The sequence below is a fragment of the Actinomadura keratinilytica genome (assembly GCF_039539665.1).
GTDB lineage: Bacteria > Actinomycetota > Actinomycetes > Streptosporangiales > Streptosporangiaceae > Spirillospora > Spirillospora keratinilytica.
The window spans coordinates 122,437-148,172 of record NZ_BAABDO010000002.1 but is presented as its reverse complement, the minus strand read 5'-3'; the positions used below and the strand labels follow the sequence as shown (position 1 = coordinate 148,172).

22 protein-coding genes are annotated in these 25,736 nt (G+C 74.0%); 9 read left to right on the top strand and 13 right to left on the bottom strand.

From position 1 onward, the window contains the following. Nucleotides 1–37: 37 nt before the first annotated feature. The 5 genes from ABD879_RS01395 to ABD879_RS01375 all read right to left on the bottom strand — a co-directional run bounded on the left by ABD879_RS01395 (nucleotide 38) and on the right by ABD879_RS01375 (nucleotide 5,634). Nucleotides 38–1,987, bottom strand: a complete 1,950-nt coding sequence (locus tag ABD879_RS01395; protein ID WP_345016551.1) for a serine/threonine-protein kinase — start codon at nucleotides 1,985–1,987, stop codon at nucleotides 38–40. Between the two features lie 74 nt (nucleotides 1,988–2,061). Continuing rightward, nucleotides 2,062–2,886 (bottom strand): serine/threonine-protein kinase, encoded by an 825-nt coding sequence (locus ABD879_RS01390; RefSeq protein ID WP_345016549.1) that lies wholly within the window; start codon nucleotides 2,884–2,886, stop codon nucleotides 2,062–2,064. 75 nt (nucleotides 2,887–2,961) lie between these two features. Further along, entirely contained in the window at nucleotides 2,962–3,906 is a 945-nt protein-coding gene (locus ABD879_RS01385; RefSeq protein ID WP_345016547.1) for an acyl-ACP desaturase, read from the bottom strand. A 214-nt stretch (nucleotides 3,907–4,120) separates the two neighbouring features. Then, the gene (locus tag ABD879_RS01380) at nucleotides 4,121–4,915 is read right to left on the bottom strand and encodes an SDR family NAD(P)-dependent oxidoreductase (RefSeq protein ID WP_345016546.1); all 795 of its coding nucleotides are present in this window, start codon (nucleotides 4,913–4,915) and stop codon (nucleotides 4,121–4,123) included. Nucleotides 4,916–4,959: 44 nt separating this feature from the next. Then, nucleotides 4,960–5,634, bottom strand: coding sequence for an NADPH-dependent F420 reductase (locus tag ABD879_RS01375; RefSeq protein ID WP_345016544.1), 675 nt, complete (start codon nucleotides 5,632–5,634; stop codon nucleotides 4,960–4,962). A 97-nt stretch (nucleotides 5,635–5,731) separates the two neighbouring features. Here ABD879_RS01375 and ABD879_RS01370 point away from each other — a divergent pair, with 97 nt between their 5' ends. Continuing rightward, nucleotides 5,732–6,100 carry a winged helix-turn-helix transcriptional regulator gene (locus tag ABD879_RS01370; protein ID WP_285497073.1) on the top strand — a complete coding sequence of 123 codons (369 nt, stop codon included), beginning with the start codon at nucleotides 5,732–5,734 and terminating at the stop codon, nucleotides 6,098–6,100. A gap of 3 nt (nucleotides 6,101–6,103) precedes the next feature. Here ABD879_RS01370 and ABD879_RS01365 read toward each other — a convergent pair whose 3' ends face one another. Next, the gene (locus ABD879_RS01365; protein WP_345016540.1) at nucleotides 6,104–6,886 is read right to left on the bottom strand and encodes an enoyl-CoA hydratase/isomerase family protein; all 783 of its coding nucleotides are present in this window, start codon (nucleotides 6,884–6,886) and stop codon (nucleotides 6,104–6,106) included. Between the two features lie 193 nt (nucleotides 6,887–7,079). Here ABD879_RS01365 and ABD879_RS01360 point away from each other — a divergent pair, with 193 nt between their 5' ends. Continuing rightward, nucleotides 7,080–10,100 (top strand): DEAD/DEAH box helicase, encoded by a 3,021-nt coding sequence (locus ABD879_RS01360; RefSeq protein WP_345016538.1) that lies wholly within the window; start codon nucleotides 7,080–7,082, stop codon nucleotides 10,098–10,100. Continuing rightward, on the top strand, nucleotides 10,100–10,945 hold the full coding sequence (locus tag ABD879_RS01355) for an SWIM zinc finger family protein (RefSeq protein WP_345016536.1): 846 nt from the start codon (nucleotides 10,100–10,102) through the stop codon (nucleotides 10,943–10,945). The genes ABD879_RS01360 and ABD879_RS01355 overlap by 1 nt, the downstream gene beginning before the upstream one ends. Here the strand turns inward: ABD879_RS01355 and ABD879_RS01350 are convergent. From ABD879_RS01350 to ABD879_RS01340, 3 genes are all read right to left on the bottom strand, one after another. Beyond that, on the bottom strand, nucleotides 10,942–11,127 hold the full coding sequence (locus ABD879_RS01350; RefSeq protein ID WP_345016534.1) for a hypothetical protein: 186 nt from the start codon (nucleotides 11,125–11,127) through the stop codon (nucleotides 10,942–10,944). The genes ABD879_RS01355 and ABD879_RS01350 overlap by 4 nt on opposite strands. Before the next feature lie 114 nt (nucleotides 11,128–11,241). Next, nucleotides 11,242–12,084, bottom strand: coding sequence for a M55 family metallopeptidase (locus ABD879_RS01345; protein WP_345016532.1), 843 nt, complete (start codon nucleotides 12,082–12,084; stop codon nucleotides 11,242–11,244). A 32-nt stretch (nucleotides 12,085–12,116) separates the two neighbouring features. Further along, nucleotides 12,117–13,391, bottom strand: a complete 1,275-nt coding sequence (locus tag ABD879_RS01340) for a sensor histidine kinase (RefSeq protein ID WP_345016530.1) — start codon at nucleotides 13,389–13,391, stop codon at nucleotides 12,117–12,119. Between the two features lie 184 nt (nucleotides 13,392–13,575). Between ABD879_RS01340 and ABD879_RS01335 the strand changes: the two genes are divergently transcribed. After that, nucleotides 13,576–13,800 (top strand): helix-turn-helix transcriptional regulator, encoded by a 225-nt coding sequence (locus tag ABD879_RS01335; RefSeq protein WP_345016593.1) that lies wholly within the window; start codon nucleotides 13,576–13,578, stop codon nucleotides 13,798–13,800. Next, the gene (locus tag ABD879_RS01330; RefSeq protein WP_345016528.1) at nucleotides 13,797–14,333 is read left to right on the top strand and encodes a hypothetical protein; all 537 of its coding nucleotides are present in this window, start codon (nucleotides 13,797–13,799) and stop codon (nucleotides 14,331–14,333) included. Before ABD879_RS01335 ends, ABD879_RS01330 begins: the two co-directional genes overlap by 4 nt. Before the next feature lie 16 nt (nucleotides 14,334–14,349). Here the strand turns inward: ABD879_RS01330 and ABD879_RS01325 are convergent, their stop codons facing one another. From ABD879_RS01325 to glgP, 3 genes are read right to left on the bottom strand one after another with little or no spacing between them, the layout of a single operon-like run. Continuing rightward, entirely contained in the window at nucleotides 14,350–14,898 is a 549-nt protein-coding gene (locus ABD879_RS01325) for a hypothetical protein (protein WP_345016526.1), read from the bottom strand. Continuing rightward, nucleotides 14,895–15,524: a hypothetical protein gene (locus ABD879_RS01320; RefSeq protein WP_345016524.1), complete on the bottom strand. Its 630-nt coding sequence runs from the start codon at nucleotides 15,522–15,524 to the stop codon at nucleotides 14,895–14,897. Before ABD879_RS01320 ends, ABD879_RS01325 begins: the two co-directional genes overlap by 4 nt. A gap of 35 nt (nucleotides 15,525–15,559) precedes the next feature. After that, a complete protein-coding gene (glgP, locus tag ABD879_RS01315; protein ID WP_345016522.1) occupies nucleotides 15,560–18,199 on the bottom strand; it encodes an alpha-glucan family phosphorylase in 2,640 nt (879 codons plus the stop codon). Between the two features lie 391 nt (nucleotides 18,200–18,590). Here glgP and ABD879_RS01310 point away from each other — a divergent pair, with 391 nt between their 5' ends. From ABD879_RS01310 to ABD879_RS01300, 3 genes are all read left to right on the top strand, one after another. Continuing rightward, complete coding sequence (locus tag ABD879_RS01310; protein ID WP_345016521.1) at nucleotides 18,591–20,687, top strand: alpha-1,4-glucan--maltose-1-phosphate maltosyltransferase; 2,097 nt, start codon at nucleotides 18,591–18,593, stop codon at nucleotides 20,685–20,687. Between the two features lie 161 nt (nucleotides 20,688–20,848). After that, on the top strand, nucleotides 20,849–22,738 hold the full coding sequence (gene treS / locus ABD879_RS01305; protein WP_345016520.1) for a maltose alpha-D-glucosyltransferase: 1,890 nt from the start codon (nucleotides 20,849–20,851) through the stop codon (nucleotides 22,736–22,738). Between the two features lie 2 nt (nucleotides 22,739–22,740). Then, entirely contained in the window at nucleotides 22,741–24,267 is a 1,527-nt protein-coding gene (locus ABD879_RS01300) for a maltokinase N-terminal cap-like domain-containing protein (protein WP_345016519.1), read from the top strand. 7 nt (nucleotides 24,268–24,274) lie between these two features. Here the strand turns inward: ABD879_RS01300 and ABD879_RS01295 are convergent, their stop codons facing one another. Beyond that, nucleotides 24,275–25,069: a GntR family transcriptional regulator gene (locus ABD879_RS01295; RefSeq protein WP_345016518.1), complete on the bottom strand. Its 795-nt coding sequence runs from the start codon at nucleotides 25,067–25,069 to the stop codon at nucleotides 24,275–24,277. A gap of 214 nt (nucleotides 25,070–25,283) precedes the next feature. Between ABD879_RS01295 and ABD879_RS01290 the strand changes: the two genes are divergently transcribed. Continuing rightward, on the top strand, nucleotides 25,284–25,502 hold the full coding sequence (locus ABD879_RS01290; RefSeq protein ID WP_345016517.1) for a hypothetical protein: 219 nt from the start codon (nucleotides 25,284–25,286) through the stop codon (nucleotides 25,500–25,502). Nucleotides 25,503–25,736 lie beyond the last annotated feature (234 nt).

Genomic DNA, 25,736 nt, shown 5'->3' with positions numbered 1-25,736 from the left:
GCTCGCCACCTTACCGACCGTGCACCCCCGACCGCGCTCAGACGAACGGGAGCCCGGTGAACAGGCCGTGGACGTCGCCGCGCAGCTCCTCCAGGGACTGGCTCATCCCGTCCAGCGGGGTCGTGTCGGGCGGCTGCCCCTGGGACAGCACCACCAGCACCACGGCGAACAGGCCCAGGATGAGCACCCCGGCCAACGCGGCGTCCGTGCGGGGCAGCACCGCGCCCCAGATACGCGCCAGCTGCCGCCGCGGCGGCGCGCTCCCCGGCGCCAGGGTGAGCAGCACGATGACGGCCATGGACGAGTAGGCGATGGCGCGCGAGGCCGTCATGTCGGGGTTGGCGAACATCAGCACCGCCAGCAGGATCATGCCCGCGAACAGGGCGAGCGACGCCAGCAGCACCGTGACGAGCACCGCCCCCGGCAGGTGCAGGGGCGTCTTGAACGCCGCGGCCACCGCGTCACCGGACCGCGGGCCCCGCATGGTGCGCTTGTCCTCCATGCCGCGGGCGGCCTTGTCGGCCATGCGCAGCACCAGCACGCCGGCGATGGTGACGCCCAGGGCGAGCAGGGGGGCGATGTTGGCGAAGCCCAGCAGCGCCACCAGGACGATGAAGCTGAGCACCCGGTACCAGCCGTAGGGCTTGCGGCGGGCCTGTTCGTCCGGACGGCGCGCGGGCGGCTCGCTCGGGGGGCGCCGTTCGAGCCCCCGGCCCGCGGCGCCCTGGTTGTAGGGGTCGTAGGGCGCGGGCGGGGGGTACTGCTCCGGAGGCTGGGCGCGGCGCACCTGCCCCTGGGCGGGGTCGCGGTGGTACGGGGCGTACGCCCGCTGGTCGTAGGGCGACTGCTCGTACCGCCTCGTCTCGTAGGGGGCGGATTCGTAGGGGGCGGGCTCGTAGGGGCTCGTCTCGTACGGGCCCGGCGCGGGCGGCGGCGCGGCCGGGGGCAGCAGGCCCACGAAGTCGCTGGGCTGCGCCGGAGCCGGCGCGGGCGCGGGCGCCGGCGCGGGCAGCGGCTCGGAGTGCGCGGGCGGCGGCGTCGGAGTCTGGGACGGGGCGGGCGGGGCCGGCGACGACTCCGGCATGGAGAACACCCGGGAGTGGTCGGACGAGGCGTCGGCCTGCCGGGTCCGGTCCGGCCGCGGGTAGTGGTCGTCCACCCGGGTGGAGTCGGTGATGGTGGCCTCGAAGTGGATGCGCCGGATCAGCTGCACCAGATGGACCGCGGTGGGCCGTTCGGCCGGATTGCGGGCCATCGCCGAGCGCAGCACCGGCAGCAGCGCCTCGGGCACCCCGTCCAGGTCGGCCGAGCCCTGCATGATCTTGTAGAAGATCGCCTCGAAGGTGCCGGAGCCGAACGGCGGCCGCCCGGTGGCGGCGTAGGCGACCGTGCCGGCCCAGGCGTGCACGTCGGACGCGGGCCCGGCGTCCTCCCCCTCGATGATCTCCGGGGCGAGGTAGCCGGGGGTGCCGATGACCATGCCGGTGGCGGTCAGCCGGGTGGCGTCGGCGGCCTGCGCGATACCGAAGTCGATCACGATGGGCTCGTCGTCGACCAGCATCACGTTGCCCGGCTTGAGGTCGCGGTGCACGATCCCGGCGCCGTGGATGGCCGACAGCGCCGAGGCCAGGCCCACCGCCAGCCGCTGCAGGGCCCGCCCCTGGCGCGGCCCCTCCGCCTCGACGGCCTCCTCCAGGGTGCGGCCCGGCACGTACTGGGTGACGATGTACGGCTGCTCGGCGGTCACGTCCGCGTCCAGGATCTCCGCCACGTGCGGGCTGTGCACCCGCCGCATGGAGTCCACCTCGCGCGCCAGCCTCCGCCGGGCGGTGGCGTCCCCCGCCACGGCCGGGCGCAGCACCTTGATGGCCACCTTGCGGCCCTCGGGATCGGCGGCGAGGTACACCACGCCCATGCCGCCTTCCCCCAGCGTCTGGAGTATGCGGTAGTGGCCTATGCGCTCCCCGGACGTGACAACCCCCTTCATCGCTTACGAAACCCTACCTTCGCCCATGGCGTCGGCAGGATCCACCGGACGGTGCCCCCGTCCACGAGACGCCCTCATGCCGCGACGTAGGGGGCGGGCCCGGCCACGCCCACCTCCTCCGTCGCCAGCGCCCCGGCGAACCACCGCGCGGACGGGCGCCGCCCGGGGTCGCGGTCCAGCCCCAGCCGCAGCAGCCCGGCCAGGGGCTCCTGCACCCCCTCCAGATCGGCCCTGCCGCTGACGATGCGCAGGCAGACCGCCTGCAGGGACCCGCGGCCGAACGGCGGCCGCCCCGTCGCGGCGAACGCGACCGTGGCCGCCCAGGCGAACACGTCGGACGCGGGCGTGGCGGGACCGCCCTCGATCAGCTCGGGAGCCAGGTAGGCGGGGGTGCCCACGACCATGCCGGGACGGGTCGTCTGCCACGCGTCCGCGTCGTGGGCGATGCCGAAGTCGATGAGCGTGGGGCGGTCCCCGTGCACCATGACGTTGCCGGGGGTGACGTCGCGGTGCAGCACCCCCGCGTCGTGCACGGCCGCCACGGCCAGCGCCAGCCCCCGGGCCAGGCGCCGCAGGCGGTCGCGGCGGGGCGGCCCGTAGGACTCCACCAGCTCGCTCAACGGGTAGCCGGGGACGTAGGACATCACCACGTAGGGCGGGTCGGCGTCCACCCGGCCGCCCAGCAGCCGCGCCACGTACGGGCTGCGCACCCGCCCCATCGCCGCCATCTCCCGGGCCAGGCGGCGCCGCGCCGCCGGGTCGGCCGCGATCTCCGGCCGCAGCCGCTTGACCACGACCTCGCGGCCGGACGCGTCGATCGCCAGGTGGACCACGGCGGTACCGCCCCGGCCGATCTCGTCCAGCAGCCGGTGCTCACCGAGTCGCGGAGGCGTCCCCATACCCCCTTTGACGCCGGGAACGGGGCGGACGTTCCTGACCGGCCGTTCCCGACCGGCTGCGGACGGCCCCGGCGGTCAGCCGCGCCGGGCCGCCTGCCTGGCCCGACGCTCCTCCCGCCGCTCCTCGAACCGCGTGGCGGCCGCGTCCAGCCCGGCCATGAACTCCGCCAGCTCCTCGCGGGCCCGCTCGCCCTCGGACCCGAAGTCGGTCCGGGCGAAGACGCGCCACTTGCGCAGGCACGGGCCGAGCACGTCGTCGTGGTGCAGCCGCAGGTCGTAGATGCCCGCGTTGGCGATGATGACCGACTTGCGCAGGAACCCCTCGATGCCGTGGCCGGGCATCTGGAACGCCTTGACCACGTCGGTGATGGCGCGCATGGTCGCGTCCGGGGCGATCTCCAGCGCGGCCTCCAGCAGGTTCCGGTAGAAGATCATGTGCAGGTTCTCGTCGGCGGCGACCCGCGCCAGCAGCCGCTCGCACACCGGGTCGCCCGACACCGTGCCGGTGTTGCGGTGCGCCACCCGGGTGGCCAGCTCCTGGAACGACACGTACGCCACCCCGTGCAGGAACTTCGTGCCGTGCGTCGGCTCGTAGCCCAGCTGCATGTGCTTCATCCGGGCCCGCTCCAGCGCCACCGGGTCCACGGCCCGGGTGACGGTGAGGTAGTCGCGGATGACGATGCCGTGCCGGTTCTCCTCGGCCGTCCAGCGGTTCACCCACGTGCCCCACGCGCCGTCGCGTCCGAACACGGTGGCGATGGCGTGGTGGTAGCCGGGCAGGTTGTCCTCGGTCAGCAGGTTGACGATCAGCGACTCGCGCGCCTCGGTGCTCAGCGTGGACTGCTCGGGGCTCCACGGCTCGCCGTCCAGCGGCCCGTCGAAGTCGCGGCCCAGGCTCCACGGGACGTACTGGTGCGGGAACCACTCCTTGGCCATCGACAGGTGACGGTCCAGCTCCTTCGCCACCACCGGCTCCAGATCCACCATCAGGCGCATCTCGGCTTTTTCGTCAAAAGTCATGGGCATCGGTGTTCTTTCACTCAGAGGCGGGACGCGGAGAGCCCGCACAGGACGGCGGCCCGGGTGCCGGAGACCTACGGAACCGTAGGTTCGATGCTGGCGGCCCGTCCGGCCTACCGCTAGTCACGGCGGCCACAACCGGCACCGGCTTTTTCTTGTGGGAGCGAGTGGAACCGCGATGCCCGCGGGAGGCGGACGGAACCGGGCGGCGGCGTCAGCGGGTGCCGGCGGCCTGGCGCCACATCCGGTTGACCGCCGCCCGCAGCAGCGAACGCGGCATCGCCCTCAGTGCGGGCAGCGCCGCCTTGTACTGCGCCCCGGGCACGCACAGCGCGCGCCCCGCCGCCACCGCGTCCAACCCCGCGCGGGCCACGTCCTCGCGGCGCAGCCACAGCAGGCTCGGCTCCCGGGTCTCGTCGGTACGGGTGAACCCGGGGCACAGCGCCGTCACGTGCACCCCCGTCCCGGCCAGCTCGGCGTGCAGGCTCTCGGAGAACGCCGTCACGAACGCCTTGGTCGCCCCGTAGACGGCGCTGCCGGGCGACGGGGTGAACCCCGCCATGGACGAGACGTTCAGCACCCCGCCCCGGCCCCGCTCCACCATCCCCGGCAGCGCGGCGCGGGTGAGCCGCATCAGCGCCAGCACGTTCAGCTCCACCTGGGCCAGCTGCTCCTCCAGCGGCTGCCCGGCGAAGGCCCCGAACGCCCCGTACCCGGCGTTGTTGACCAGCAGCTCCACCGGCTCGGCGCGCAGCCGGTGCTCCACCTCGCCGCGCTGCACCGGGTCGGTGAGGTCGGCCGCCAGCACCTCCACGGCCACCCGGTACCGCTCCACCAGCTCGCGGGCCAGCTCGTCCAGCCGCCCGGCGCGGCGGGCCACGATCACCAGGTCGGTGCCGCGCCCGGCCAGGATCCGGGCGAAGCTCTCACCGATGCCGCTGGACGCGCCCGTGACGAGCGCGGTGCGGTACGCGGTGCGGGGAGAGCCCGGGGGGAAGGGGCTTCGCATGGCGGCCGATGCTATCCGTTGACAACCCCTTTGACCGGCGGCAGTCACGGAGCTTGCGCGGCCGTCTTCACGGGCGGCGGCCCGGCCGTCTCCACGGGCGGGAACATCGCCGCCGGGTCGCCGCCCGCCGCCCACACGCCGATCGCGAACGCCGTCGTCGCCTCCAGCAGCCCGGCCCGGTCCAGGCCGCCCCCGTCGACGGGCTCGCATCCGATGTCGCGCACCAGGCCCCGCACCGCGTCCAGGGCGTCGGCGTCGTCCCCGCACAGGGGAACCCCCAGGGGGCGTCCGCCGAACACCGGCGGCGTCAGGCGCCACACGCTCTCGTGGCAGGTGTTGAACGCCTTCACCACGCGGGCACCGCCCCGGGCGGCGTCGGCGATGCGCTGCGCCGCCGACGGTCCGCCGCCCGTCCGCAGGGTGAAGTCCGGCGGGCCGGTGGGGTTGGTGCAGTCGATGAGCACCTTGCCGTCGAGGGCGTCCGCCACGGCCTCCACCACGTCCGGCGCCGCCTCCCACCAGACGGCGAGCAGCACCGCCTCGCCGAACTCCGCGGCCTCCCCCAGCGTCCCGCCGCGCGCGCCCGCGCCGATCCGCGCCGCCAGCGCCTCGGCCTTGGCCGGCGTCCGCGCCCCGATGAAGACCTCGTGGCCCGCCCGTGCCCACTGCGTGGCCAGCGCGTCCGCCATGTTCCCGGCGCCCAGCGTCCCGATGCGCATCCCGACCTCCCGGCTCGAATACGTTCGGTGGAGACGCTAGGCGGTTCGTTACGCACCTCCGGGTGCGCATCGGAAGGGGCAGACTTTGGACGACGCCATGAGAACGACCGACGACGTCCTGCTCGCCGACTGCCAGGCCCGCCTGGGGTTCGACATGCTGTCGGGCACGTGGACCAGCGTGGTGCTGTACGCGCTGCGCGACGGCCCGGCGCGTCCCGGCGAGCTGCGCGACCGCATCGGCGGCATCAGCCACAAGGTGCTCACCGAGACGCTGCGCCGGCTGGAGCGCAACGGCCTGGTGACCCGCCGCCGCTACGCCGAGGCCCCGCCGCGCGTGGAGTACGAGCTGACCGGGCCGGGCCGCGGCCTGCTGGAGCCGATCGCCGCCCTGGGCCGCTGGAGCGCCCGCCACGCCGACGAGGTCCTCGCCGCCCAGCAGCGGGCCGCCCCGGACGGCGACCGGTGAGGCTCAGCGGCCGGTGAAGGTCGCCTTGCCCGGCCCCCGCTCCATGAAGCTGCGCATGCCGGCGGCCTGGTCCTCGGTGGCGAACAGCGCGGCGAACTGGGTGCGCTCCATCTCCAGGCCGGTCTCCAGATCGACCTCCAGCCCCGCGTCGATCACCTGCTTGGCGGCGCGCAGCGCCAGCGCCGGCCCGCCGACGAACGTCGCGGCCCACTCCCGCGCCGCCGTGTAGACCTCGGCGTCCGGCACGACCCGGTCGACCAGGCCCATGGCCAGCGCCTCGTCGGCGGCCACATGCCGCCCGGAGAAGATCAGGTCCTTGGCCTTGGCGGGGCCGACCAGCCGCGCCAGCCGCTGCGTGCCGCCCGCCCCGGGGATGATGCCGAGCTGGATCTCCGGCTGGCCCACCTTGGCGCCCTCCCCCGCCACCCGGAAGTCGGCCGCCAGCGCCACCTCCAGGCCGCCGCCCAGCGCGTAACCGGTGATCGCGGCGATGACCGGCTTGGGGATCGCCGCCAGGGCCTTGGTGAAGTCCTGCAGCAGCCGCGAGGGCGCCCCCGACATCTGCGCGAACGTCAGCGGCGCCATCTCCTTGATGTCGGCGCCCGCGGCGAACACCCGCTCCCCGCCGTAGATGATCACCGCGGCCACCGCCTCGTCCTGGGTGACCTCGCGCGCCGCCTCGACGAGTTCCCGCTGCATCGCCGCGTTCAGGGCGTTCATCTTCGGCCGGTCCAGCCGGATCGTCCCGATGCCGTCCTCCACCTCGACCCGCACGAACTCGCCCACAACGACCTCCCGTGATCGGACAACGCCCCGAGCCTAACCACGTCCTCGCGGGGGACGGCCCCCTGCACCCCCGTCGGCGGGACGAGCGGTCCCCGCTCCGCTGCGCTCCGTCGCGGCCGCTCGTCCTGCGGCTGTCGGTCCTCGCTGGTAGCTTCGGGACCGCTCGTAACGGCTCTCTCGGGGATCACGCTTCATGCTCGTCGCGCACGCCACCTGGCATGGGGGCGCGCTCTGCCTGTGGGCGGAGCGCACCGGCCCGTACGAGCCGCATCCCGACGTGCACCCGTTCGCCACCCGGGACTTCACCGGCACCTCCTACGAGCCGCTGGTGAAGGGCGCGTTCCGGGTCGAGCTGACGATGACGCTGCCCACGCACGGCGATCATCCGCTGCCGTCCCCGGAGTGCGGCGCCGAGGGCGTCGTCCCCGAGGAGCTGCGGGACTGGCGGGTGCCCGCGCTGGTGCTGGAGCCGTTCCCGGCGATGACGCTGCTGCAGCTCGCCGAGCACAGCGCCGACGTGGTCCCCGGCAGCGACCTGCGGTACCTGTGCCTGCTGGCGGACGAGGCGATGCGGCTGGCCGGGCGGGGGCAGGTGCTGCCCGCGCTGCTGCGCGAGGACGGCGACCTGGTGGCGCGGTGGCGCCCCGTCGTCGACGATCCCGCCCGCTTCGCCGACCTGGCGCGCGCGATGCCCGCCGCCCGCCGCGCCGCCGACGACCTGCGCCTGGCCGCCGAGGTGCTGCGCGAGGCGCTGACCGGCCTGGTCGACACGGCCGTGCGGGGCGTGGTGCCGCATCCGCTGCTGCCGCCGCGCCGCGGCAAGGCGCCCGACCGCGTGCCGCTGGCCGAACGCTGGGTGCAGGCGCTGACCGGCCCCGACCACAGCGTGCCGCGCGAGCCGGGGGACGACGCCGACGACCTGATCGCCGAGCTGGACGCCTGGGCCGCCGCCTCCCGCCGCCCCGCCGGGCCGCTGCGGGTGTGCTTCCGCCTGGTGGAGCCCGGCGCCGCCGCGACGGACGTCCCCGACGCGCCCGACGACCCCCACGAGAAGGCCGTCGAGGAGGCCGGCGACGCCTGGCGCGTGGAGTTCGCCCTGCAGGGCACCGACGACCCCAGCCTGTACGTCCCGGCCGCCACGGTCTGGGCGGGCGAGGCCACGTCGATCGCGGACGCCGAGGAGACGCTGCTCACCGGTCTGGGACGCGCCCTGCGCCTGTTCCCCGACATGTCGGCCGCGCTCGACTCCCCCACGCCCGGCGGGCTGGCCCTCGACACCGCGGGGGCGTTCCGCTTCCTGCGGCAGGCCGCGCCGATGCTGGCCGCCGCCGGTTTCGGCGTGCTGCTGCCGAAGTGGGCGGGCAAGGCCAAGCTCGGCCTGCGCCTCACCACCCGCGCGCAGGACGGGGAGGGCTCGGGCGCGGCGGCCTCGTCCGGGTTCGACCTGCGCAGCCTGGTGGACTTCCGCTGGGACCTGGCCATCGGCGACGAGACCGTCGACGAGGCCGAGCTGGAGGAGCTGGCCCGGCTCAAGACGCCCCTGGTGCGGCTGCGCGGCCAGTGGGTGGAGCTGGACGAGCGGCAGCTGCAGGCCGCCCTGGAATTCCTGCGCCATCCCCGCCGCGGCACGATGACCGCCGCCGAGGCGATGCGCGCGGTCATCCACGCCGGCGACGACGCCCTCCCCCTCCTGGACGTCGACGCCGACGGCGCGTTCGGCGACCTTTTGTCCGGCGAAGCCGACCGCCGCCTCACCCCGGTCGGCACCCCCGACGGCTTCGTGGGACGGCTGCGTCCCTTCCAGGAGCGCGGCCTGGCCTGGTTGACGTTCATGAACGACCTCGGCCTGGGCGCCGTCGTCGCCGACTCGATGGGCTTGGGCAAGACGATCTCGGTGCTGGCTCTGCTGGTGCATGAGCGGGGGGACGGTGCGCCGGGGCCGACGCTGCTGGTGGTGCCGATGTCGCTGGTGGGCAACTGGCAGCGGGAGGCGGCCAAGTTCGCGCCGAAGCTGCGCGTGTACGTGCACCACGGCACGGGGCGGCACCGCGACGACGATCTCGTCCGGGCGGCGGCGCGGGCGGACCTGGTCGTCACCACCTACGGCACGGCGGCCCGGGACGCGGCGATGCTGGCGCGCGTCGACTGGGAGCGGGTGGTGTGCGACGAGGCGCAGGCGCTGAAGAACAGCGGCACCCGGCAGGCCCGCGCCATCCGCGGCATCCCGGCCCGCACGCGGATCGCGCTGACCGGCACGCCGGTGGAGAACCACCTGATGGAGCTGTGGTCGATCCTGGAGTTCGCCAATCCGGGGCTGCTGGGGCCGCGGGCGGCGTTCCGGGAGCGGTTCGCGGTCCCGATCGAGCGGGACGGGGACGAGGCCGCGGCGCTGGCGCTGCGGCGCGCCACCCGGCCGTTCGTGCTGCGCCGCCTGAAGACCGACAAGGCGATCATCTCCGACCTGCCGGAGAAGCAGGAGATCAAGGTCTACTGCAATCTGACCGCCGAGCAGGCGTCGCTGTACCAGGCGACGCTGGACGACATGCTGGCGCGCATCGCCGAGAGCGAGCAGGAGCAGCGGCGGGGCCTGGTGCTGGCGACGATGGCGCGGCTCAAGCAGGTCTGCAACCATCCGGCGCAGCTGCTCGGGGACGGGTCGCGGCTGCCGGGCCGGTCGGGCAAGCTGGAGCGGCTGGAGGAGATCTGCGCGCAGGTCGTCGAGCAGGGCGAGAAGGCGCTGGTGTTCACCCAGTACGCCGAGTTCGGGGCGATGCTGCGGCCGTATCTGGCGGCGCGGCTGGAGCGGCCGGTGCTGTGGCTGCACGGCGGCACGTCCCGGCGGCAGCGCGACGAGCTGGTGCGGCGCTTCCAGGAGGACGCCGATCCGGCGGTGTTCCTGCTGTCGCTGAAGGCGGCGGGCACCGGGCTGACGCTGACGGCCGCCAACCATGTGGTGCACCTCGACCGGTGGTGGAACCCGGCCGTGGAGGACCAGGCCACCGACCGGGCGTTCCGCATCGGCCAGACCAAGAACGTGCAGGTCCGCAAGCTCATCTGCGTCGGCACGCTGGAGGAGCGGATCGACGAGATGATCGACCGCAAGAAGGCGCTGGCCGAGTCGGTGGTGGGCAGCGGGGAGGACTGGCTGACCGAGCTGTCGGTCGCCGAGCTGCGCGAGGTGCTGCGGCTGTCCCCCGAGGCGGTGAGCGGCTGATGAGCGGGTTCTTCGAGTACCGCGACCCGATCCCGGTGGAGGGCGGCATCCGGGCCCGCACCCGCCGCGGCTCGATCGGCGCGCGGTGGTGGTCGCGGCGGTTCGTCGATCTGATCGAGGCGTCCGGCGACACCGGGCGGCTGCAGCGCGGCCGCGCGTACGCCCGCCGGGGCCAGGTGATCGACCTGCGGGTGGCGCCGTACGAGGTGACGGCGCGCGTGCAGGGTTCGGTGGACGAGCCGTACGAGGTGGCCGTCGGCATCGACGCGCTGTCGGAGGCCGAGTGGCGCGCGGTGGAGGCCGAGCTGGCGTCCCGGGCGGTGTTCCGGGCGCGGCTGCTGGCCGGGGAGATGCCTCCGGAGATCGAGGACGTGCTGGCGGAGCTGGGCCTGTCGCTGTTCCCCGAGTCGGCGGCCGACCTGCACCTGATGTGCACCTGCCCGGACTACGGCGCCCCCTGCAAGCACGCGGCCGCGGTGCTGTACCTGCTCGCCGAGGCGTTCGACGACGATCCGTTCCTGGTGCTGCAGTGGAACGGCCGCAGCAGGGAGCAGCTGCTCACGGCGTTGCGGCGGCTTCCCGCCGCCTCCCCCGATCCGGTGGACCCGGGCGGCGCGGACGACGAGCCGCTGTCACCGTCCGGTTTCTGGACGGCCCCGACGGGCCTGGCGCACCTGCGGGAGCGGCCGCCCGCCCCTCCGGTGCCCCCCGGTTTCATCCTGCGCGTCGCCGCTCCGCCGCCGGTGCGCATCCGGCGCCGTGAGCTGACCGACGTGCTCGCCCCCGCGTACGAGGCGCTCGCGGCTGCGGACTTCGACTTCGACGAGCGCCGCGACGACGGCTAGCCGCACGGCCCCGCGCACTCGACGCAGACCAGCACGGGCGCCCCGTCGGGGAGGTCGCCGATCCGCTCGGTGGGGCGGGGCCAGCGCTTGTCGCAGACCGCGCAGGCGTGCCCGGCGCGCTGCGCGAGGGACAGCGGCGCGGGGTCCACGACCGCCGCAGCGGGTTCCTGAGGTACAACCACACCAACATTCACATCAATGTCAACGCATAACGCGACATGTCCGTTACGGCCGGGCCACCGAACGCTGACTCCGGCGGTCACGGCGCGGGCCGCCGCGGCGCCCGGCCGCCCCGCTCAGTCGTAGTGCAGGCCGGTGCAGCCGATTTCGCCGCCGATGGTCGCGCACACCCCGAGCAGTCCGACGATCTCGGCGTAGTCGGAGGTGGTGAACTCGGTGACGCGCGGCCCCGCCTGCTTGACGCCGGGGATCACCGCGCAGGACTGGGCGATGGCCGTGGAGCTCCACTCGATGCCCAGGGTGTACGGGGCGGGGACGGTGCAGCCGCGCCAGCGGGCCGGGTCCGCCAGGGCGCGGCGCGTCCCCTCGTAGATCATCTCCTGGGCGCGGGCGGGCGGCACCAGCTCGGCGGCGTACCGGTCGCTGCCCTTCTTGACCGCGACGGTCGCCACGTCGCCGAGCACCTCGCGGGCCTCGTCGCAGGCGGCCTGGTCCCCGGCGACCAGGCCCACCGGCACGCCCAGGGTGCCGGCGTAGGCGGCCATCAGCCGGATCTCCCCCGCCACCTCGCCGTTGAGGTAGACGTTGTGGATCTCCCGGCCCATCCAGGTGTGGTTGAGCACGCCGCGCGGCGTGCCGGCGCGGGCGTGGTAGCCCACGTACAGCGCCACGTCGAAGGAGGCGTCCAGCCCCTCGGCCATGCGCATCGGCTTGTAGGGGCCGCGCACGAGGGTGCAGCGCCGGTCGATGAGGTCGGCGCGCAGGTTGCGGCCCATGCCGTGCGCGTCGGTGACGACGACGGTGTCGGCGCCGGCGTCGTAGGCGGCGCGGACGGCGGCGTTGGCGTCGGCGGTCATCAGCTCGCAGCCGCGTTCGTAGCCGCGGCCGGGGGCGCGCATCTCCTCGGGATCGGTCAGACCGGAGACGCCCTCCATGTCGACCGAGACGAACACCTTCATGCGTCCATGGTGCCCCGGGGCGCCCCGGCCGGTCACGACGCGGCGGACCGCTCCTCGGCGGGCCGCCGCCCGGGACGTTCTTCGGGACGCTCTTCAGGACGCGCCGCGCGCAGCGGCAGGCGGGCGCGGACGCGGAAGCCGCCGCCGGGCCGGGACCGCGCGGTCAGCTCGCCGCCCAGCGCCCGTGCCCGTTCCCGCATGCCGTCGACGCCGGTGCCGCCGCCGGGCGCCGGTTTCGCGGCGGCGGGTCCGTCGTCCTCGATCTCCACGTGCAGCGCGTCGCCGCCGTAGCGGATCCGCACCCGCGCGGACGCCGCGTCGGAGTGCCGGGTGACGTTGGTCAGGGCCTCCTGGACGATCCGGTAGGCGGCCAGGTCGGTCTCGGGCGGCAGCGGCCGCGGCTCGCCCTCGACGCTGGTGTGCACGGCCAGCCCGGCGGTCCCGGCGCGCCCGGTCAGCTCGTCCAGGCGGGCCAGCCCGGGGGCGGCGGGCCCGGGGGGCGCCTCCCGGCCGGCCTCGTCGACCTGGCGCAGCACCCCCAGGGTGGCCCGCAGTTCGCGCAGCGCGTCCTTGCTGGCCTGCCGGATCGCGCCGAGCGCCGCCTCCGCGCCGTCCGGGTCGCGGGCCAGCCCGTGCAGCGCCGCGTTGGCCTGCACGTTGATCAGCGAGATGTTGTGGCCGAGCGCGTCGTGCAGCTCGCGGGCGATGCGCAGCCGCTCCTCGGTGGCGCGGCGGCGGGCCTCCTCCTCGCGGCCGCGTTCGGCGGCCAGCGCGCGCCGTTCCGCCTCGCGCAGGTAGGCGCGGCGGTTGCGGACCACCCCGCCGACCGCGATGACCGCGACGAACCACCCGGCCAGCAGCCATAGCGTTGCGTCCTGCAGGTGGTTGACGGTGCTGGCGACCTCGCCGTAGGCGACGAAGCCCATGGCGGCGGCGCCGAGCAGCGCGGCGACGGCCACCGACCCCTCGGCGGCGACCGTGTAGAGCGCGACGACGAACGTGATCAGCAGCGGCCCGTCGGGCTCGGTGTAGGGGTAGTACACCGCGCAGGCGATCAGCGTCACCGCGCACACCGTGACGGGCCGCGTGCGCCGCCAGTACAGCGCCGCGCACGCCACGGTCATCAGCGGCCAGCCGAGCCACGGGACGCGGGAGGAGTCCGCCCCGGCGTCCCGGGCCGACGCCGACAGGACGGCGGCGGCCACGACGGCGAACACGGCGGCGGCCAGCGCCGCGTCGGCACGGCATCCCCGCCACCGCCGCCCCCACCGCCCGGCGTACTTCTGCAACTGCTCGGGGAACCGCACAGGGCCATCCTGCCAGCGCCGCGCACCGCTTCATCCCGTTCACCCGACGCCTCCGCGATTGCATTCCTTTGACGAGATGTAGTACACCTACTATCAACAAAAACGAATCTACTACGAGACATACGAACAGTTCGATGGGGAGCCGGTGTCCACCGACAAGGAGAAGGTCTACAACCGGATCGCGATGCTGCGGGCCGAACGCGGCGTGTCACGCCGCGAGCTGGCCGCCGCGCTGGACGTCCACTACCAGACCGTGGGCTACCTGGAACGCGGCGAGTACAGCCCCAGCCTGCACCTGGCGCTGCGCATCGCCGACTACTTCGAGGTGCCGGTCGAGGTGGTGTTCTCGCTGAACCCCTTCCCGCGCCTGGGCGCCACGGAAACGACGAACGACGGGAGCCGATCATGAAGCCGCGCAACCGGCGCGAGGAGCGGATGCTGGCGGTGCTGGAGCGCGAGACGCCGCGCTACCAGGCCCGCTACCGGACCAGGCAGGCACGGCGGAGGCTGGTGGCCGCGGCCGCGGGCTGCCTGGGGCTGCTGTGGGCGGCGGCGGTCGTCTGCTGGTTCCTGGCGCCCAGCACCGCCGCGATGATCACCACCTTCGTGCTGTGCGGGCTGGCACTGGCGGCGGGTGCACAGCTGTGGGGGATGCTGCACATCGTCACCCGGGGCACCGTCAGCCTGCCCGAGCACCTGCTCGACGAAAGGCAGGTCCGCGAGCGGCTGAGCGCCCACCCGGTCGCCCACCGGCTGACCCTGGCGCTGCTGTTCGTGGTGTTCTTCGCCGTGAGCCTGGCGCTGCGGCAGGAGCGGCCGGAGGTGCCCGGCGCGGCGGCCGTCGTGCTGCTGTTCGCGCTGATGGCCACCGTGTGGTCGCTGCCGATGCTGGTCACCGCCTGGCGCATGGCCGACCCGCCGCCCGAGGAGGAGGCGGTCTGAACCCCGCCGGGAGCCGTCAGAGCGAGGCGGTGACGCGCCGGGCCGCGGCCACCGCGTCGCTCTCGACGGCCGCGGCGCTCTTGGCGGCCGAGCCGTACCGCACGGTGATGCGCAGGGCGCCGCGGCGCACCAGGACCGTGGTCTCGGGCAGCATGCCGCGGTCCGTCACCATGCACGCCTCGTCCCCGAGCCCCGGCGGGCGCCCCACCGCGCCGACGCCGTTCAGCGACCCGCAGCCGCGCAGGTGGTCCTCCCGGGCCATGCCCTTCGTCCACGCCTTGTCGATCCTGATGTCCAGGTGGGCGTGGCGCGGCGCCCCGACGCGCATCTCGCACTCGGCGCCCGTGCGACCGGTGCGGTTCCACACCTCGCCGCCGGGGACGAGCGCAGTGAGCGAGGCGTCCCGGCAGGGGACGCGCAGCATGCGGGGCTCGCCCAGCGGCAGCACCCCGGTGATCTGCCCGATCAGCACCGTCAGGGTGCCGACGACGCAGCCGCCGAACAGCGCGTAGACGGCCTGTCCGATCGGGTTGGCGGCAAGGCTCCGCAGGGACGCTCCGCTCACCGGCCCGCCTCCAGCACCCCGGCCGCCAGCCGCCCCACCGCCTCGCGGTTCGCGGCGGCCCGCCCGACCGCCAGTATCTTCACCACCAGGTCGCCGCGCTGCGCCATCACCCGGTAAGCCGGGGAGTAGTCGTCGTAGTAGGTGCCCGCGCACGCCGCCGCCCGCTGGCCGATCCCGGTGATGGACTGCAGCCGGCAGATGGAGTCGCTGTCGCCGGACAGCTCCGAGGTGAACTCCCCGGCCGCCTGGTCCTCGCCCCAACGCACCACGATCTTCTCGCCCTTCCCGCGGTCGACGTCCTCCTTGCGGTCGCCGTAGCGCGTCAGCCGCAGCGTCAGGAGAGGCTGGTTGGGGTCGCCCTCCTTCCTCGACGCCAGGCCGCACTCCCTGCTCAGCGACCAGTCCTCGCCCGGCTCGCCGGCCCCGGACGTCGACACCACGATCGCGTCGGGCAGCACCTCCTGCAGCGTCTCTGCGGACACCAGGTTGCAGGGGGCGCGCACGCCGCGGACGGGGTCGTCTGACTCGGTGGAATCGCCGTTCATCTGCCAGGCGACCCCGCCGCCGAAGGCCATGCCGACCAGGGCGGCGGCCGCCACCGCGGCGGCCTGGGCATACCAGTCCATGAACGGGTGATTATGGACTGGACCCGCCGCGTTTGTCAGTGCGGAGTGCCGTCGGCGCTGCCGTGCGGCGCGGGCGGCAGGGCGATCAGGCCCGTCTCGGCGCGGTGCGCCAGCAGGCGGTGCCGGGGAACGACGCGCACGCCGTAGCCGAACACGCCGCTGCGCCGCAGCGGCACCTCCCCGGCGTAGCGCAGCCGGTCGTTCTCGATCGACCCGACCGGGCTGAGCTGCAGATACTCCGGGTCGATCAGCGCGTCGGACTCGTCGACCCGGCCGTGGGCGACCTCGACCGCCACGTCCGACGGGTCCAGCCCGGCCAGGTGCACCACGACCCGCACGGGCAGCCGGCCGCCCAGGCGCGGGCCGTCCTCCCCGCCGTCCTCCCCGCCGGACTCCACGTGCTCGACGGCCACACCCGGCCACGCCTTGGCGACCCGCTGCTTCCAGGCCGCCAGCTCGCGGGCGCCGGCGTACCCGTCGGCGCTCATCGCCCGCGACGCGGCCGCCGCCGGGGTGTACAGGTCGGTGACGTAGTCGCGCACCATGCGGGAGGCCGGCACCTTGGGGCCGAGCGCGGCGATGGTGTGCTTGACCATCTCCAGCCAGCGGCGCGGCAGGCCCGCGGAGTCGCGGTCGTAGAACAGCACCGCGACCTGCTCCTCGATCAGCTCGTACAGCGCGGCCGCCTCCAGGTCGTCGCGGCGGTCGGGGTCGGCCAGGCCGTCGGCGGAGGGGATCGCCCAGCCGTTGCGGCCGTCGTACCACTCGTCCCACCAGCCGTCGCGGACGGACAGGTTGAGGGCGCCGTTCAGCGCCGCCTTCATGCCGGAGGTGCCGCACGCCTCCAGCGGCCGCAGCGGGTTGTTCATCCACACGTCGCAGCCCTGCACCAGGAACCGGGCGAGCGCCATGTCGTAGTCGGGCAGGAACACGATGCGGTGCCGCACGTCCTCCCGGTCGGCGAAGCGCACGATCTCCTGGATGAGCCGCTTGCCGCCCTCGTCGGCGGGGTGCGCCTTGCCCGCGATGACGATCTGCACGGGCCGCTCGGGGTGCAGCAGGATCGCGCGCAGGCGGTCGGGGTCGCGCAGCATCAGCGTGAGCCGCTTGTAGGACGGGACGCGGCGGGCGAACCCGATCGTCAGCACGTCCGGGTCGAGCGCGGCGGCGGTCCACGCCACTTCGGCCTCGCTGGCGCCGCGCTGCAGCCACGACTCGCGCAGCCTGCGGCGGGCCTCGACGACGAGCCGTTCACGCAGGTCGCGGCGCACCCGCCACAGGTCGGTGTCGGGCAGGTCGTGCGCCCGCCGCCAGCCCTGCCCGGACTCCACCGCCGACGGCGCCTCGCGCGCGACCAGATCCAGGACCTCGCGGGCCACCCAGGTGCGCGTGTGCACGCCGTTGGTGATCGACCCGATCGGCACGTCGGCGGTGTCGAAGCCGCCCCACAGGCCGCCGAACATCTCGCGGCTGACCCGGCCGTGCAGCTCGCTGACGCCGTTGACGCGCTGGGCCAGCCGCATGCCCATGACCGCCATGTTGAACACGGCGGGGTCGCCGCCGGGGTAGGTCTCGGCGCCCAGGTCCAGCACGCGCTCCAGCGGGACGTCGCGGCTCTCGGCCGCGCCGCCGAAGTGGCGTTCGATCAGCTCGCGCGGGAACCGGTCGATGCCCGCGGGGACCGGGGTGTGGGTGGTGAACACCGTCCCGGCGCGCACCGCCTCCAGGGCCTCGTCGAACGACAGGCCCTCCTGCGACACCAGCTCGCGGATGCGCTCCAGGCCGAGGAACCCGGCGTGCCCCTCGTTGGTGTGGAACACCTCGGGGGCGGGGTGGCCGGTGATGCGGCAGTACGCGCGGATGGCGCGGACACCGCCGATGCCCAGCAGCATCTCCTGCAGCAGCCGGTGGTCGCCGCCGCCGCCGTACAGGCGGTCGGTGATGCCGCGGCCGGCCTGGTCGTTGCCCTCGACGTCGGAGTCGAGCAGCAGCTGCGGCACCCGGCCCACGCGCGCCAGCCAGACCTGCGCGTGCAGGCGGCGCCCCTGCGGCAGGCCGATCGCGACCCGCACCGGGGTGCCGCCGGCGTCGCGCAGCAGGGTCAGCGGCAGTCCGTCGGGGTCGATCGACGGGTAGCGCTCCAGCTGGCCGCCGTCGCGCGACAGCGACTGGGCGAAGTAGCCGTGCCGGTACAGCAGCCCGACGGCGATGATCGGCACGCCGAGGTCGCTGGCGGCCTTGAGGTGGTCGCCCGCCAGGATGCCGAGGCCGCCGGAGTACTGCGGCAGCGCGGCGGTGATCCCGTACTCGGGCGAGAAGTAGGCGATCGCCTCGGCGGGCCGGCCGCGGCCGGGCCGCCGGGCCGGCGCGGACTCGGTCAGGGACTGGTACCAGCGCGGGGCGGTCAGGTACTCGCGCAGGTCCTCGGCGGTGTCCTCCAGGCGCCGCAGGAAGCGCCGGTCGGCGGCCAGCTGCTCCAGCCGGTCCGGGGACACCTCGCCCAGCAGGCGGACCGGGTCGCGTCCGACCGCCTCCCACCGCGCCGGATCCACCGAACGGAACAGGTCCCTGGTCTCGTGGTGCCACGACCAGCGCAGGTTGAGGATCAGCTCTTCCAGCGGCCGCAGCGGCTCCGGCAGGACGGTGCGGACGGTGAATCGTCGAATTGCCCTCACGAAACGCCACGTTAGGCGCCGCGCACGGCTTCTGGCGAGCCCGCTGCGGGATCATCGCCGTGCGGTTTCGGGGCCGCCCGGGGGTGCCCGCGGGGGCGGCGGCGGGGCATCGAAACCCGTGCGTGACGGCGCTCCCGCGGCCGCCGCCCTCCGGCGCGCGCCGTCCGGCTCTTGCGCAGATCAAGACACCTTTAGCGAAAAGGTTGCTTCTGCGTTGCCCGGACGTTTCCGGGGCGACGGGCGCGGCCCCGGCCGCGGCTCCGCCCGGCGATCACGGTCGTCCCGCACTCAATTCCGCATCATTTCCCGAAAAACGCAAGAAGTTTCCTGAAAACTGGGGCGGATGCCGGGCATGGACGTTTTGGAAATGGCGAGCGGGTAGGGGTGGCGCATGCGACGTCCCGCAGATCCAGTCCCCGGACGGGCACGGGCCGGGCCGTCCGCCGACCGGGAGGCGCCGCGCATCGGCCGCGTCCCGATCCTGGACGTCGAACCGCTGGTGGCCTGCGGCCGGTGGCCCGCCAAGGCGGTGGTGGGCGAGTCGTTCCAGGTGAGCGCGACCGTCTTCCGCGAGGGGCACGAGATGCTCGGCGCCGAGGCGGTGCTGCGCGATCCGCACGGCCGGGTGCAGCCGCCGGTGCGCATGGCCGAACTGGCCCCCGGCACCGACCGGCTGTGCGCCGAGGTCGCCCCCACCGAGCCGGGGCACTGGCACTTCCGCATCGAGGCGTGGGGCGACCCCGTCGCGCACTGGCGGCACGACGCGGAGATCAAGGTGCCGCGCGGCCAGGACGTGGAGCTGATGCTCACCGAGGGGTCGCTGCTGTTCGGACGGGCCGCCGACGGTCTGCCGGGCAAGGACCGCCCCACGTACCTGCGGCTGGCCCGGCTGCTGGCCGACCGCACCGTCCCGCCGACGCGGCGGCTCGAGGCGGTGGCGGGCCCCGACGTGCTGGACCTGATCGGCCGCTACCCGCTGCGCGACCTGCTCACCACCACCGAGTGGTTCCCGCTGGTGGTGCACCGCGAGCGGGCGCTCACCGGGGCGTGGTACGAGTTCTTCCCCCGGTCGGAGGGCGCGTCCTTCGACCCGATGGGGCGGCGCGGGCCGATGTCGGGAACGTTCCGCACCGCCATGAAGCGGCTGCCCGCCATCGCCGAGATGGGATTCGACGTGGTGTACCTGCCGCCCGTCCACCCGATCGGCACGACCTTCCGCAAGGGGCCCAACAACACCCTGGAGGCCGGGCCGTACGACCCGGGCTCGCCGTGGGCGATCGGCTCCCCCGACGGCGGGCACGACGCGATCCACCCCGACCTCGGCACGATCGAGGACTTCGACGCGTTCGTGCGGTACGCCGGCGACCTGGGCCTGGAGGTGGCGCTGGACCTGGCGCTGCAGTGCTCGCCCGACCATCCGTGGGTGCGCGAGCATCCCGAGTGGTTCACCACCCGCGCCGACGGCACGATCGCCTACGCCGAGAACCCGCCGAAGAAGTACCAGGACATCTATCCGCTCAACTTCGACGACGACCCGGAGGGCATCTACCGGGAGGTGCTGCGGGTCGTGCGGCACTGGATGGACCACGGCGTGCGGATCTTCCGGGTGGACAACCCGCACACCAAGCCGGCGCCGTTCTGGGAGCGGCTGCTGGCCGAGATCGACCGCACCGACCCCGACGTGCTGTTCCTGGCCGAGGCGTTCACCCGCCCGGCCATGATGCACACCCTGGCCAAGATCGGGTTCCACCAGTCGTACACCTACTTCACCTGGAAGAACTCCGAATGGGAGCTGGAGGAGTACTTCCGGGAGCTGAGCGGGGACGCGGCGGCGTACATGCGGCCGAACGTGTTCGTCAACACCCCCGACATCCTCAACGAGTACCTGGTGCACGGCGGGCGGCCCGCGTTCGAGATCCGGGCGGTGCTGGCGGCGCTGCTGTCGCCGACCTGGGGGATGTACTCCGGCTACGAGCTGATCGAGAACGTGCCGGTGCGGCCCGGCAGCGAGGAGTACCGCGACTCGGAGAAGTACCAGTACCGGCCGCGCGACTGGGAGGCGGCCGAGCGCGAGGGCCGCAGCATCGCCCCGTTGATCACCCGGCTGAACGCGTTCCGGCGCGCCCATCCGGCGTTGCACCGGCTGCGCAACCTGCGCTTCCACCATGTGGACCAGCCTGAGCTGATGTGCTTCTCCAAGCGGGTGACCGCGGCGGTGCCGTCGGCGCAGGTGCACCCCGAGGGCGGGGAGTCGCTGGTGGCGCTCGACGACACCGTGCTGGCCGTCGTGAACCTGAACCCGCACATGGTGCGCGAGGCGACCGTCTACCTCGACATGGCCGCACTGGGCCTGGGCCCCGACGCGGAGTTCGTGGTCGATGACGAACTGTCGGGCGAGTCCTACACCTGGCGGCAGGTCAACTACGTGCGCCTCGACCCCCGCATCCAGCCGGCCCACATCTTCACTCTCCGGAGAGACGACAGTTGAGCGACCGCGACACACCTGCAGCTCCCAGAGAAGGGCACCGCCACACCGCGCGCACTCCTCACCCTCCCGCCGCGCCCCCTCCCGACACCGCCCAAGCCAACAGCCCACCCACCAGCACCGCCCCCACCGACACCACGCCCACCGCAGCAGCGTCCACGGACATGGCGTCCGGTGCCGCCGAGTCGGCTGATGCCGCACGTGGCGGGGCCGCCGGGCGGGACGCCGCCGCGGGCGCCGTGCCCAGTGGAGCACCGCGCGACCTGCCGTCGGAGGCCCTGCCGACGCCGCTGGAGCCGGTGCCCGACGCGTTCGACCCGGAGGTGGCGCGCGACCCGCACTGGTACAAGACGGCGGTGTTCTACGAGGTGCTGGTGCGCGGTTTCAACGACTCCAACAACGACGGCACCGGCGACCTGCGCGGGCTGATCGACAAGCTGGACTACCTGCAGTGGCTGGGCATCGACTGCCTGTGGCTGCTGCCGATCTACCAGTCGCCGCTGCGCGACGGCGGCTACGACATCAGCGAGTACACCCTGATCCTGCCCGAGTTCGGCGAGCTGGGGGACTTCGTGGAGCTGGTCCAGCAGGCCCACGCCCGCGGCATCCGCGTCATCGCCGACCTGGTGATGAACCACACCAGCGACCAGCACCCGTGGTTCCAGTCGTCCCGCACCGACCCCGGCGGTCCCTACGGCGACTTCTACGTCTGGTCGGACACCGATGACAGGTACCCCGACGCCCGCATCATCTTCGTCGACACCGAGGCGTCCAACTGGACCTATGACACCGTCCGCGGGCAGTACTACTGGCACCGCTTCTTCTCCCACCAGCCCGACCTCAACTACGACAACCCGGCCGTCCAGGAGGCGATGCTGGAGGTGCTGCGGTTCTGGCTCGACCTGGGCATCGACGGCTTCCGCCTGGACGCGGTGCCGTACCTGTACGAGCGCGAGGGCACCAACTGCGAGAACCTCCCCGAGACCCACGCCTACCTCAAACGCGTCCGCGCCGAGGTGGACCGCCTGTACCCCGACCGCGTCCTGCTCGCCGAGGCCAACCAGTGGCCCGCCGACGTCGTGGAGTACTTCGGCGACCCGGCCGCCGGCGGCGACGAGTGCCACATGGCGTTCCACTTCCCGGTCATGCCGCGCATCTTCATGGCGGTCCGCCGCGAGCAGCGCTACCCCGTCTCCGAGATCATGGCGCAGACCCCGAAGATCCCCGAGAACTGCCAGTGGGGGATCTTCCTGCGCAACCACGACGAGCTGACCCTGGAGATGGTCACCGACGAAGAACGCGACTACATGTACACCGAGTACGCCAAAGACCCCCGCATGAAGGCCAACATCGGCATCCGCCGCCGCCTGGCGCCGCTGCTCGACAACGACCGCAACCAGCTGGAGCTGTTCACCGCGCTGCTGCTGTCGCTGCCGGGCTCCCCCGTCCTCTACTACGGCGACGAGATCGGCATGGGCGACAACATCTGGCTCGGTGACCGCGACGCCGTCCGCACCCCCATGCAGTGGACACCCGACCGCAACGCCGGGTTCTCCCGCTGCGACCCGGCCCGCCTGTACCTGCCGGTCATCATGGACCCGATCTACGGGTACCAGGCGGTCAACGTCGAGGCGCAGCAGAACAACCCCGGGTCGCTGCTGCACTGGACGCGGAAGATGATCGAGATCCGGCAGCGGCATCCGGTGTTCGGCATCGGTTCCTATGTGGAGCTGTCGGCGTCGAACCCCAGTGTGCTGGCGTTCGTCCGGGAGATCGGCGAAGGGGTGTCCGCGCACTGGGCGGCCAGGCCCGACGAGCACGGCGTGCGGCGCGCGGGCGTCGACCGGGTGCTGTGCGTCAACAACCTGTCGCGCTTCCCCCAGCCCGTCGAGCTGGACCTGCGCCGCTTCCGCGGCGCCACGCCCATCGAGTGCATGGGCGGCGTGCGGTTCCCGGCCATCGGCGAGCTGCCGTACCTGCTGACCCTCCCCGGGCACGGCTTCTACTGGTTCCTGCTGCCGGAGCCCGAGCCCGCCGAGGCGGAGGTGATGTGACGATGCGACCGCCCGACGACGTGCTGGCCGACCTGCTGGCGGACTGGCTGCCGCGGCAGCGCTGGTTCGCCGGCAAGGACCGCGCCATCGGCGAGGTCTCCATCGGCACCGCCACCGAGCTGCATCCGGGGCCGGCGGCGCGGGCCCCGGACGGCCCCGAGCTGCACCACGTGATCGCCGCGGTGCGGCAGGACGGCGGCTGGGACCATTACCAGCTGCTGCTCGGCGTCCGGCACGAGATGCCCGAGCGGCTGCGGTTCGGGGAGATCGGCGGCTTCACCGTCGGGCCCTCGGACGACGGCGCCGGGCATGCGCACGGGGGCGCGGAGCATTCGGTGGCCGCGCACGTCTACGACGCCGTGTACGACGCGGAGCTGACCCGGGTGCTGCTGGAGGGCATGGCCGCCGAGGCGGTCGTGGGGCCGCTGCGGTTCCGCCGCGCTCCCGGCATCGAGATCGAGACGGGGCTGGACAGCGTGCCCGGCTCGGCCGAGCAGAGCAACTCCTCGCTGATCTTCGGTGACGTCTACATCTGCAAGCTGTTCCGGCGGTTGTCGCCGGGGGCCAATCCCGACCTGGAGGTCAACCTGGGGCTGTCGCGGGTGGGCTGCGCGCACGTGCCCAGGGTGTGCGGCTGGATCGACCTCGACCCGTCCGCCGCGTCCGCGGTGGCCTCGGGGCCGGCCGAGCCGGAGCCGACGGCGCCGGCCGAGCCGACCACGCTGGCGATGATGTCGCAGTACCTGCCCAGCGGCACCGACGGCTGGGACCTGGCGATCACCAGCGTGCGCGACTGGTTCGCCTACGCGCCCACGGTCTGCGACCCGCGGGCGCCCACCTCCGCGGACGCGGGCGCCGCCGGGGGCGATTTCGCCGCCGAGGCCGAGCGGCTGGGCGCCGCCACCGCGACCGTGCACCGCGACCTGGCCGCCGCGTTCGGTGTCACCCGGATGCCCGCCGGCTACGCGCGGGAGATGGCCGCGGACATGCACCGGCAGCTGAACGAGGTGTGCCGGTCCGTGCCCGCGCTGGCCGAGCACGAGACCGCGATCCGGGAGGCGTTCGACGAGCTGGCGCGGCTGCGCACGCCGCCGGTGTTCCAGCGCGTCCACGGCGACTACCACCTCGGCCAGGTGATGCGCACCGACACCGGCTGGATCGTGCTGGACTTCGAGGGCGAGCCGGCGCGCACGCCCGGCGAGCGGCGCGCCGTCGCCCACCCGCTGCGCGACGTGGCGGGGATGCTGCGGTCCTTCGAGTACGCGGCGCGGTTCCTGATCGCCGACCAGAGCCTGCCGACCGACGCCGCGCTCAGCCTGGAGACGCGGGCGCACGCATGGGCGGAGCGCAACCGGGGCGCCTTCTGCCGCGGTTACGCCGACGCGGGCGGCCTCGACCCGGCCGAGCACGCGGTGCTGGTGCGGGCGTTCGAGTTCGACAAGGCGGTGTACGAGATCCGGTACGAGGCGCGCAACCGCCCGTCGTGGCTGCCGGTGCCGCTGCGCGCGCTGGCGCACCTGGCCGGGTGAGGGCGTCTCACAGGTCGATGGCGTAGTCGAGGACGACCCGGTCGGCCGGGATGACGATGTCGCGGCACACCTCCATGATCTGCGGCCCCGACAGCATCCGCCGGGTGATCGCCACCACCGGCACCCCGGCGGCCATGTGCAGCGTCTCGCTCTCCTCCGGCGTGGGCATGCGGGCGCGCACCGCCTCCTCCACCCGCGTCGGCGGGTGCCCGAGGTAGCTGAGCTGGGCCAGGGTGCCGCCGGGCCAGGGCTCACGGTCGGGGTCGGCGACGGGGGTGCCGCCCACCAGGTCCCACGGCAGGTAGTTCACCGAGATCTGCTGCGGCTCCTCGCGGGCGTAGAACACGAACCGGCGGCGCAGCAGCTCGGTGCCGACGGGCAGCTCGAACAGCCCGGCCAGGTCGGCGTCGGCGTGGGTGCGGGCGAAGACCCGGTCGAGGCGGTACTCGTCCCAGCCGATGCGCTGGTCGTGGGTGAAGGTCGTCCTGGGCGGCGGGGGCGCGCCGGAGGACGCCTCGCCCGCCGCGACGGCCCGGGGCCGGGTGATCGCGCGGTAGCGGTCCATGGCGACGCGGCGCACCGGGGGCCGGGCCCGCACGACGGTGCCGCCGCCCCGCCGGGTCTCGACCAGCCCCTCGCCGCGCAGCACCGCGATCGCCTGGCGGACCACGATCTCCGAGACGCCGTGCGCCGCGCGCAGCCGCGCCATCGTCGGCAGCCTGGCGCCCGGCGGGTAGTCGCCGTCCCGGATCCGTTCGCGCAGGGTGTCGGCTATCCGGAGGTAGGCCGGACGGTCCGGCACCGGCAATCACCTCTTCTCATCCGAGCCCGCCGCAGCGGCCAAGCCCGCACCCGAGCGGCGGCGCGCCGGTGTCCCGGCCGGTCCGCGGTCCCGGCCGTCCGCCTGCCCCCCGCTATCCGCGGGGAGACGGTCCGCTTACGCACAGCTTGACACCTCTTCGACGGAGTAAGACTTTTGTATACAGAACAGCCTCCTCGGGGAAGGGACGACCTTGATGGGCGACTTCGATGACCTGAAAGCGGCCATCGAGGCGGAGTTCCCCGGGTGGTTGGTGTGGCGCAGCGACGCGGGACGCTGGTACGCCACGCGCAGCGGCGATCTCACCGACGCCCAGCTGCAGGCGGGGTACGCGATGACGGTGGCCGCCGACGACGCGGCCGGGCTGCGCGAGCTGCTGCGCGACCAGGCGCGCCGGGACGCCTCGGAGTCCTGAGCGGAACCCGCGGCGGCGACAGGTAATTCTGTCGCCGCGGTTATGGAGGCAAGGAGGACTCGGCCCGGGGCGGCGATGCGCCCGCCGCGGGCCGGACGGACGTGACCGCACGGTCGGCGCAGGCACATCGGCGCGACCCCCAACGAGAATCCTGTGCCACCGTGCGGTCACACGCCCCGCCTCCCCGGAGGCCGGCGCGCCCGCGCCGACCCCGGCGATCACCGGCAGGCGGAA

What these genes read in the sequence shown, in the direction of transcription:
- ABD879_RS01385 (WP_345016547.1), bottom strand. Translation starts at nt 3,906, where the DNA reads ATGACTTTTGACGAAAAAGCCGAGATGCGCCTGATGGTGGATCTGGAG.
- ABD879_RS01390 (WP_345016549.1), bottom strand. Translation starts at nt 2,886, where the DNA reads ATGGGGACGCCTCCGCGACTCGGTGAGCACCGGCTGCTGGACGAGATC.
- treS (WP_345016520.1), top strand. Translation starts at nt 20,849, where the DNA reads ATGGCGTCCGGTGCCGCCGAGTCGGCTGATGCCGCACGTGGCGGGGCC.
- ABD879_RS01370 (WP_285497073.1), top strand. Translation starts at nt 5,732, where the DNA reads ATGAGAACGACCGACGACGTCCTGCTCGCCGACTGCCAGGCCCGCCTG.
- ABD879_RS01395 (WP_345016551.1), bottom strand. Translation starts at nt 1,987, where the DNA reads ATGAAGGGGGTTGTCACGTCCGGGGAGCGCATAGGCCACTACCGCATA.
- ABD879_RS01360 (WP_345016538.1), top strand. Translation starts at nt 7,080, where the DNA reads ATGCTCGTCGCGCACGCCACCTGGCATGGGGGCGCGCTCTGCCTGTGG.
- ABD879_RS01355 (WP_345016536.1), top strand. Translation starts at nt 10,100, where the DNA reads ATGAGCGGGTTCTTCGAGTACCGCGACCCGATCCCGGTGGAGGGCGGC.
- ABD879_RS01290 (WP_345016517.1), top strand. Translation starts at nt 25,284, where the DNA reads ATGGGCGACTTCGATGACCTGAAAGCGGCCATCGAGGCGGAGTTCCCC.
- ABD879_RS01330 (WP_345016528.1), top strand. Translation starts at nt 13,797, where the DNA reads ATGAAGCCGCGCAACCGGCGCGAGGAGCGGATGCTGGCGGTGCTGGAG.
- ABD879_RS01335 (WP_345016593.1), top strand. Translation starts at nt 13,576, where the DNA reads ATGCTGCGGGCCGAACGCGGCGTGTCACGCCGCGAGCTGGCCGCCGCG.
- ABD879_RS01380 (WP_345016546.1), bottom strand. Translation starts at nt 4,915, where the DNA reads ATGCGAAGCCCCTTCCCCCCGGGCTCTCCCCGCACCGCGTACCGCACC.
- ABD879_RS01320 (WP_345016524.1), bottom strand. Translation starts at nt 15,524, where the DNA reads ATGGACTGGTATGCCCAGGCCGCCGCGGTGGCGGCCGCCGCCCTGGTC.
- ABD879_RS01345 (WP_345016532.1), bottom strand. Translation starts at nt 12,084, where the DNA reads ATGAAGGTGTTCGTCTCGGTCGACATGGAGGGCGTCTCCGGTCTGACC.
- ABD879_RS01300 (WP_345016519.1), top strand. Translation starts at nt 22,741, where the DNA reads ATGCGACCGCCCGACGACGTGCTGGCCGACCTGCTGGCGGACTGGCTG.
- ABD879_RS01310 (WP_345016521.1), top strand. Translation starts at nt 18,591, where the DNA reads ATGCGACGTCCCGCAGATCCAGTCCCCGGACGGGCACGGGCCGGGCCG.
- ABD879_RS01375 (WP_345016544.1), bottom strand. Translation starts at nt 5,634, where the DNA reads ATGCGCATCGGGACGCTGGGCGCCGGGAACATGGCGGACGCGCTGGCC.